The organism is Oleiphilus sp. HI0086 (assembly GCF_001635225.1).
On the sequence record NZ_LWFZ01000719.1, the window covers coordinates 1 to 6,562 of the forward strand.

Genomic DNA, 6,562 nt, shown 5'->3' on the forward strand with positions numbered 1-6,562 from the left:
ACCTTCTGGCTGGTGGCAAACGGGAAAGTCGAAGAGTTTAAAGGCGACCTGCACGATTACGAAGTTTGGTTGCAAGACTTCCATAAAGAGTCGAGTAAAACTGAAACTGTAGAGACAGACAGTGCAGACAAGCAAAATGAATCAGCGGAAGATAAAAAGGAACGCAAGCGTATCGCTGCGGAGCTTCGTCAGAAATTGAGCCCACTGAAGAAAAAGCTCAAAACCGCAGAAAAGGCGATGGAGAAGCACCAAGAAGCTTTAGCTGAGCTCGAAGAGAAACTCGCTGCCCCAGAGATTTATCAAGCTGAAAATAAAGCCAAGTTGAAAGAATTGATGGATGAGCAGGCAACACATAAAGTCGGTTTAGAAGAATCCGAGATGGAATGGTTTGAACTGAGTGAAGAGATCGAAACGGCCGAGAGCCAGATGTAGTTTTTTCTCAAAGCTTGGTTTTAGTGTAGGCAGAGAGCTCCGTCTTTTGCAGGATCAATCTCGTGCTAGCCCGCTTGCGAGCCGTGGAAGGCTCTGCCTACAAGTTTGTGGATTCACAGGTAGCGGGCAAATAACGATTATCGTAGGCAGAGGGTTCCATCCCTCGCAGGTCGATGCCCCGTGCTAGGCGTGGAAGCCTCTGCTTACAGATGCTTCTACTTGGCCTTTAATGCCTCACCCGAAAATGAAATGCCTTTCCAGCCTTGAGTAATAAAGTTGCGAATGTTTTGGTGGTCATTGCCCTCAGGGTTCTTGAGCACATCTTCGCGATAGTATTGACCAAAACAAGTTAGAGTTTGTTGCTCATCCAGGTTTTGAAGCTGGGCAAAAGCAAAGAGTTTGCAGGAGCCCGAGTTCTGCCCTGCCTCATTGGCTTGCTCGCCATTTTGAAAGGCTGTGGGTGTAAATTCATATAGCTCGTCAATAATTGCCATTGTATCTTCAAACTGAATGCTGCTTGCATCTTGGTTTAAACGTTGGACGAAAGTCTCTAAATTAGACAAAGTTTTCTCCCTGGGTGGTGAATATAATGAATTTTATATGATATCACTTTACTTGCCGGATTTTTCCAATTAAACTTCGCGCCCCTAAGTGGAACTGTGTCTATATTTTGATCGCTGTGCCAGTAAGCCAAGCTTGCTGAAATGTGCACTGCAGCCATAGCTCAGTAAGAATTTATCAATATAACTTTATTGGAACAGGTAATTTTAATGCCTTCTGTAAAATTGAAAGAAAACGAGCCATTTGATATCGCTCTTCGTCGTTTTAAGCGTACTTGTGAAAAAGCAGGTGTTTTGTCTGAAGTTCGTCGTCGTGAATTCTACGAGAAGCCTACTTCTGTACGTAAGCGTAAAGCAGCTGCAGCTGTTAAGCGTCACGCGAAGAAGGTTCAGCGCGAAACAAAACGTTTCGAAAGACTGTACTAAGATTTGTCACCACTCTTTGTCTATATTTTAGATAAAGAGAATGTGAGCGATAAAACGACAAGGTCTAGGATAATGATATTCTAGCCTATTGTTGTTTTTTGCGTTTTAAGCAGATAAAACTTTACCCTTGCTCTATCAGGTTGATCGCGATATGCGAGTGTCTTGGTACGGTCGTTATGCAGGTAGGGTTCTACAGCAATGTAATTAGATGGAGTTTAGTGTGAGCGAAGCCGGTGCAAGTACTTTAAAGGCAAGTATTACCTCTGCAATGAAAGAGGCAATGAAAGCTCGCGCAAAAGAGCGTCTAGCGACTATCCGTTTAATTCTGGCTGAGTTTAAGCGTATCGAAGTTGATGAGCGTATAGAGTTAGATGATGCTCGTGTGCTTGCTGTGCTAGATAAAATGCTTAAACAGCGTCGAGATTCAATTAGTCAGTACGAAGCAGCAAGCCGCCAAGATCTTGCGGATGTAGAAGCTGGCGAAATCGCTGTGATTGAGACGTTTCTACCCGCGGCACTGACTGCCGAGGAAATTGATGCTTTGGTCGCCGAGGCAGTGGCGAGCTCTGGAGCAGAATCAGTTCGGGATATGGGCAAGGTGATGGCGGTGCTTAAGCCTCAGCTTCAAGGTCGAGCTGACGTCGGTAAGGTAAGCCAGATCGTTAAGCAGCGCTTAGCTAGCTAGACTTCAATTCCAATTATCTCTTGAACAGAGCGGGTCTACTACAAGGTAGTCATTTAGTCTTTGTTTCATGGCTTATGCTATATTATGCATCTTCATTGAGTAGTGTGTCGTAGCAGATGGCAGGATTAATCCCACAAGATTTTATAGAAGACCTCGTCGCGCGAGTGCCTATCGCCGAAGTTGTGGGTTCGCGCGTACAGCTTAAAAAAGCGGGTACTGCACTGAAGGCCTGTTGTCCTTTCCATCAAGAAAAAACACCCTCTTTTCACGTTAACGCTCAAAAGAACTTCTACCACTGCTTTGGTTGTGGCGCGAGTGGTAACAGTATTAACTTCCTGCGCGAACACGATAACCTGGATTTTAATGAAGCGGTTGAAGAGCTGGCGAAGATCGCTGGCATCGAGGTGCCGAGAGACGAAAAAGTCCAAAAGGTATACAGCCTTCAAGCAAAGTTGTGGGAAGCTTTAGAGTACGCAAATCTGAAATACAGGGATGCGCTAAAGTCTCATGCCAATAAATCGCGTGCTCAGGACTACCTGAAAAGGCGTGGCTTGTCGGACGAAGTGATTGAGCGCTTCGCTATCGGCTTTGCACCGGCCGAGCGGGATTTTCTGAGTGCTAAAGCCGCCCCAGAAACCTTAAAGTCACTCATTCAGACCAAAACCGTTCTCGATAAGTACGACAACCCCTTTGATCTATTTCAAGATCGCTTAATGTTCCCTATTCGAAATAGCCGCGGTAAGACTGTGGCTTTTGGGGGGCGAACCTTAGGGGACGACAAAGCTAAATACATCAACTCACCTGAATCGGAAGTTTTCCACAAAAGTAATGAGCTTTACGGTCTGTATGAAGCGAACCAGGCAACCCGACATCTTGATAAGTTGTTGGTAGTGGAAGGCTATATGGACGTTGTGGCGCTAGCGCAGTACGGTATTAACTATGCGGTAGCCACCTTAGGGACGGCGACAAATAGCGAAAACCTCTCTCACCTCTTACGACGGTGTAAGCACATTATTTTCTGTTTTGATGGCGATCGAGCCGGATTACAGGCTGCAAGAAAGGCAATGGAAAACGCCTTGCCTATATTTGAAGATGGGATGCAGCTGGATTTTTTGCTATTACCGGAAGGTGAGGACCCTGATACTCTAGTGAGGGGGGAAGGGAAAGATATGTTCGAAAAGCGAGTGCTTTCTGCTTATCCCTTATCGGAATTCATGCTTAAAATTTATTCAGAGGGCCTTGATCTTAGATCTGCCGAGCATAAGGGTTTGCTAAAAGAGCAGGCAGAAGCTCAGATAGAGAGGGTGAAGTCCTTTGTTCTGAAAAATGCGCTGACGCAAAAGCTAAATTCACTGATGTTTAAGCGTCGAGGGAAATTCAAGCAAGATGCAGCTAGTGATGGGCGGGAGCTGGTCGGCGCTAGGGTGATTCCTGACCCGGATACTAGCCTTTGTTTAGCGCTATATTACCAGCCAAGTCAGGCTGAAAATTATCTAAGTATGATCAGTGGGCACCAAGGGTTTCAGCAAACTCGTGACTTCGCAGAGTTTCTCTTTCTTCAAAAAATAGCAACGACTCAGTCTTTGTTGTTATTTCTGGCTACGGATGAAGTGGGTTATCGTGCTCAGTTCTCTAGCTTATTTGATCGCTTGGAATGGGTGCCCGACGCGAAGGAAATCCAGGACGTTGCGACTGACTTGCTGCAACGGCTGAAGAATAAACAAACCCAGAATGACGCCTTGAAAGCAACAAAATTCAATAAGCTTCCTAGTGAAATGAGCGAATCTGAAAAGCAAGCGCTAAGAGCTATTTCCCTAAGGAAATCTAAGTAAAAGGCCTTTTAGTATTCGAAACGGCCAAATTTATGAAAGTTATTCCAATTCAGACTTGAAAAATCTCATTTTGGATCCATATTGATTTGGTTGAAAAGCAAACTTTCTATATAATGGCCGACTATTTTTTGATCGGCCATCAGTAACGAATTCCAACTTATAGGATAGACATGTCAGGCAATTCACAACAGTCTCGTTTAAAAGATCTCATCGCCCGCGGTAAAGAACAAGGGTACCTGACTTACTCAGAAGTAAACGACCACCTTCCAGAAGATATTGCGGATCCGGATCAGGTTGAAGACATTATTCGCATGATCAACGACATGGGTATTCAGGTTGTTGAAGTTGCGCCTGATGCTGATTCATTGCTTATGTCAGATGGAGATTCAACAGACGAAGTGGCGGCGGCTGAAGCAGCTGCGGCACTGGCAGCAGTAGAAACCGAAGCAGGCAGAACAACTGACCCAGTACGTATGTATATGCGTGAAATGGGTACTGTAGAGCTACTAACGCGTGAAGGCGAAATTCGTATCGCCAAGCGTATCGAAGAAGGTGTTCGGGATGTGATGGCATCTTTGGCTCACTTTCCGGGTGTCGTTCAGGGTATCTTGGATCGATATGACACGACAGTGGAAGAAGAAGGCCGTCTAAGTGACATTATTTCAGGCTTTGTTGACCCAGAGACCGATGCGATTCCTGCACCGGCTCCTATAGTCGAAGCGAATAGTGCTGATTCCGACGACGATGACGAAGAAGAGGGCGAGAAAGGCCCTGATCCAGAAGAAGTGCGTGAGCGCATGGATGAACTTCGTGCTCAGCTAGCGGTAGCCTTAGCAGAAGAAGCAAAGCATACTCGTAGCAGTAAAGAAGCAGCTAAAGCTTATAATGAGCTAGGTAAACTGTTTGCACCGTTTAAATTGAGTGCCAAGCAGTTCGATGCCTTGATCGTTGAAGTTCGTACTACCAACGAAATCGTTAGGATTAATGAGCGTGCAGTTATGGCGCTTTGCTCCAGATATTGCGGTATGGATCGTAAAGAGTTCATCAAACGATTCCCGGGTAATGAAGCAAACCTACAGTGGATTGACGGCCTAATTGAAGAAAGTCACCCCTGTGCAGCGAAGCTAGAAGCGAACCGTGTTGAAATTACGCGTGCGCAAAGAAAGATCGCAGAAATGGCTAACATAACTGGCATGACCATCGCTGAAATTAAAGACGTCAACCGTCGTGTATCGATTGGTGAAGCAAAAGCGCGTCGTGCGAAAAAGGAAATGGTAGAAGCCAACCTTCGTTTGGTTATCTCCATCGCGAAGAAATATACCAACCGTGGCCTACAGTTCCTGGATCTTATTCAGGAAGGTAACATTGGCTTGATGAAAGCGGTAGATAAGTTCGAATATCGCCGTGGTTACAAGTTCTCGACTTACGCTACATGGTGGATTCGTCAGGCAATTACTCGTTCTATTGCTGACCAGGCACGTACGATCCGTATTCCGGTACACATGATCGAAACCATTAATAAATTGAACCGCATCTCACGCCAGATGCTTCAGGAAATGGGCCGCGAGCCAACACCTGAAGAGTTAGGTGAGCGCATGGATATGCCTGAAGACAAGGTACGTAAAGTCCTTAAGATTGCTAAAGAACCAATCTCAATGGAAACGCCTATTGGTGATGACGAAGATTCACACTTGGGTGACTTTATCGAAGATGGCCAGGCAGAATCGCCCGTTGATACGGCTACAGGCCAGGGCTTAAGAGAGTCTACACGTACGGTTCTTTCCGGACTAACTGCTAGAGAAGCAAAAGTACTACGTATGCGTTTTGGTATCGAAATGAACACAGACCATACTTTGGAAGAAGTAGGTAAGCAGTTCGACGTAACGCGTGAGCGTATCCGTCAGATCGAAGCGAAAGCGCTAAGAAAACTACGCCATCCAAGCCGCTCAGATCACCTAAGAAGCTTCCTGGACGAATAAGCATTTTCCTCTAGCATCTTCTTTCGGGGCGCATTATAATGCGCCCCGTATTGATCAAGAACTCTCTGGATCATCTCTTGGCTCAAAGCCAAAATCAGTGCCCCCTTAGCTCAGTTGGTTAGAGCACCCGACTCATAATCGGTAGGTCCCCTGTTCAAGTCAGGGAGGGGGCACCATTTTTCTTCTTTTATTTCAATTGGTTATTTTAGTAGCTGGCATGCTTGGAATAAGTTGTGCTACATCAGTGCTACATTGGNCNNANTGTTGATTTGCACCCAAAACTGACCCACTAAAGCCATATATTTGCATCGAATTTTGACCCACGTATAAACCTATCCCTGCTTCAGCAAAGCAGGAGAAAATGGAGTGATAGACGTGGCTCTACTAAGCGTAATTCGACGCTGGCATATTCGGGAGGGACAATCGATTCGATCGATTGCTCGGAAGACCGGATTGTCACGAAATACTGTTCGTAAATACCTCAATAATAGAAATTTAGACCCAAGCTACCCTGCAAGGAAGTCGCCGAGTAAGCTGGATGACTACGAGAAGACCTTAACCTGCTGGCTTCACCGTGAGGTGAAAAAGCATCGAAAGCAGCGTAAGTCAGTCAAGCAGCTATACCAGGATTTAGTACAACTGGGTTAC

Annotated in this window: 6 protein-coding genes, 1 tRNA gene and 1 pseudogene; 7 read left to right on the plus strand and 1 reads right to left on the minus strand. The window is 45.7% G+C overall.

The features are described from left to right. Window positions 1–432 (plus strand): annotated as a pseudogene (locus tag A3756_RS11730) (ABC transporter ATP-binding protein); the annotation flags it as partial. Between the two features lie 215 nt (window positions 433–647). Here A3756_RS11730 and A3756_RS11735 read toward each other — a convergent pair. Beyond that, window positions 648–995, minus strand: a complete 348-nt coding sequence (locus A3756_RS11735) for a HopJ type III effector protein (RefSeq protein WP_068507046.1) — start codon at window positions 993–995, stop codon at window positions 648–650. Between the two features lie 207 nt (window positions 996–1,202). Between A3756_RS11735 and rpsU the strand changes: the two genes are divergently transcribed. The 6 genes from rpsU to A3756_RS26665 all read left to right on the plus strand — a co-directional run. Next, complete coding sequence (gene rpsU, locus A3756_RS11740) at window positions 1,203–1,418, plus strand: 30S ribosomal protein S21 (protein WP_068507050.1); 216 nt, start codon at window positions 1,203–1,205, stop codon at window positions 1,416–1,418. A 220-nt stretch (window positions 1,419–1,638) separates the two neighbouring features. Further along, window positions 1,639–2,103 carry a GatB/YqeY domain-containing protein gene (locus A3756_RS11745; RefSeq protein WP_255374951.1) on the plus strand — a complete coding sequence of 155 codons (465 nt, stop codon included), beginning with the start codon at window positions 1,639–1,641 and terminating at the stop codon, window positions 2,101–2,103. 116 nt (window positions 2,104–2,219) lie between these two features. After that, entirely contained in the window at window positions 2,220–3,935 is a 1,716-nt protein-coding gene (gene dnaG / locus A3756_RS11750; RefSeq protein WP_068553547.1) for a DNA primase, read from the plus strand. 170 nt (window positions 3,936–4,105) lie between these two features. Beyond that, window positions 4,106–5,914, plus strand: coding sequence for an RNA polymerase sigma factor RpoD (gene rpoD / locus A3756_RS11755; protein ID WP_068507063.1), 1,809 nt, complete (start codon window positions 4,106–4,108; stop codon window positions 5,912–5,914). Between the two features lie 99 nt (window positions 5,915–6,013). Then, window positions 6,014–6,090, plus strand: a tRNA-Ile gene (locus A3756_RS11760). Between the two features lie 190 nt (window positions 6,091–6,280). Then, on the plus strand, window positions 6,281–6,562 hold a 282-nt coding region (locus tag A3756_RS26665; RefSeq protein WP_156490424.1), incomplete at its 3' end, for a helix-turn-helix domain-containing protein.